This window comes from Psychrobacter sp. Ps6 (assembly GCF_022129235.1).
Classification (GTDB): domain Bacteria; phylum Pseudomonadota; class Gammaproteobacteria; order Pseudomonadales; family Moraxellaceae; genus Psychrobacter.
Genome location: NZ_JADQAI010000131.1, coordinates 1 through 1,403, shown reverse-complemented (window position 1 = coordinate 1,403; position 1,403 = coordinate 1). Strand labels below are relative to the sequence as shown.

The following is a 1,403-nucleotide window of genomic DNA, read 5'->3' as shown; positions in this document are numbered from 1 at the left end:
CTTATATGGTTTGTTGTTTCTTTAACCGATAGAGATTGAATAAGGTGATGTTAGTAAACTTATTTTTGCCCCAAAGCATGCTTAAATAAAATATTCATTCATATCTTATTAATGTGATTTTGCACTACAGCAAGTTAGTTATGCGAATTTCGCTTATTCATGAATCACGCATGTTTTAATGGTATATTTTGAGGTAATATTCGTAAAATCAATGCGTTATGCTTGATGCAAGAAATAAATAGAATGTTGTTCTGGCTGTTGGTAATATCCGCGCTCTTAATATGCAACTTAATTATATGCTCGAGTGATGTTCTGAATGAACCAACAGTTAATTTTAAAAGATGAAGTGAACGAAAGTAGTGGCAAAAGCGCTCTGTCACTGCAGATTGATAACAGCAGGCTAAAACACTTTTTTTATATGTTACATGGTGAGCCAACTACTAGGACTCGTGCTCTTCATGGAGCCGTCATGGTAAATAAGAGGGATATTAGTGGGTTAGTCAACAAGTTGAAGCAACAACTTCAACTTGTTCATGTCATAGATGCTACTATTACGGTAGGACTTGGGTTTGAGAAAGACTTCATAGAAAAGCCTTATGATGACTTCATTGCTTATGACTGGCAGGATTCAGAAAAAACAAAAGAGATAATTATTCGTCTTCATTTTATGTATGAAGATATCAACTTGGAGAGCAGTATCAAAAACTCCTTGTTCATACGTATCGCAAAAGGAATTAAAGCCGGCAACATCTTTCAAATGTTAGCTTCGTCAGATATGGAGGGGCTTGATAACATTGAAGACTTAATGAGTCCTGTTTTCTGTAGAACTGACAACGTAAACGATAAATTAAGTAAAGACCTTTTGGGGGTTGTTGAGGAATGGCATGCTGGACAAAGGCAACCCAACCTAATAAGTGGTACTTACAAGTTTATGAAAAAGCATAGAGCTAAACTTGCTCGCTTAGTTCATTATGCAACGCCTAGTGCAGTTGCTTTTATTTTGTGTTATTTGGCTTTTTCTGTAATTGATATATTTCCAGAACCACAGCAGATACCGGCTTATGTTTCTATTGTTATCGTTTCAAAGGTTATGATTTCATTCTTTTTATCTTATGGTATGTCAAAAGGTAAAGAGTTGTTTTCTAGCTTAAGTGGGATCTCTCATGAAGATGTGATTTTTGACATCACGAAAGGTGACGACAAGGAGTACTCGGAAGTATTGAATAAAAACAAAGAGCTGTTCTCGTCTGCGAGGGCTACTTTTATTTGGGTTAATCTTCAAGCTGTAGTCGCCAGTCTCATCGCGGCAGGTATATTTGAAGTCCTAAAGCCCTAACAAGTATTTAAGGTATTCAAAATACTTTATCTAACCTCAGATAAGTGCGTTAGAGATCATTAATCTA

At 35.9% G+C, this 1,403-nt stretch carries 1 protein-coding gene; it reads left to right on the top strand.

The annotated features are described in order from the left end of the window. Positions 1-316: 316 nt before the first annotated feature. Positions 317-1,336, top strand: a complete 1,020-nt coding sequence (locus I3255_RS14340) for a hypothetical protein (protein ID WP_238039423.1) — start codon at positions 317-319, stop codon at positions 1,334-1,336. Positions 1,337-1,403 lie beyond the last annotated feature (67 nt).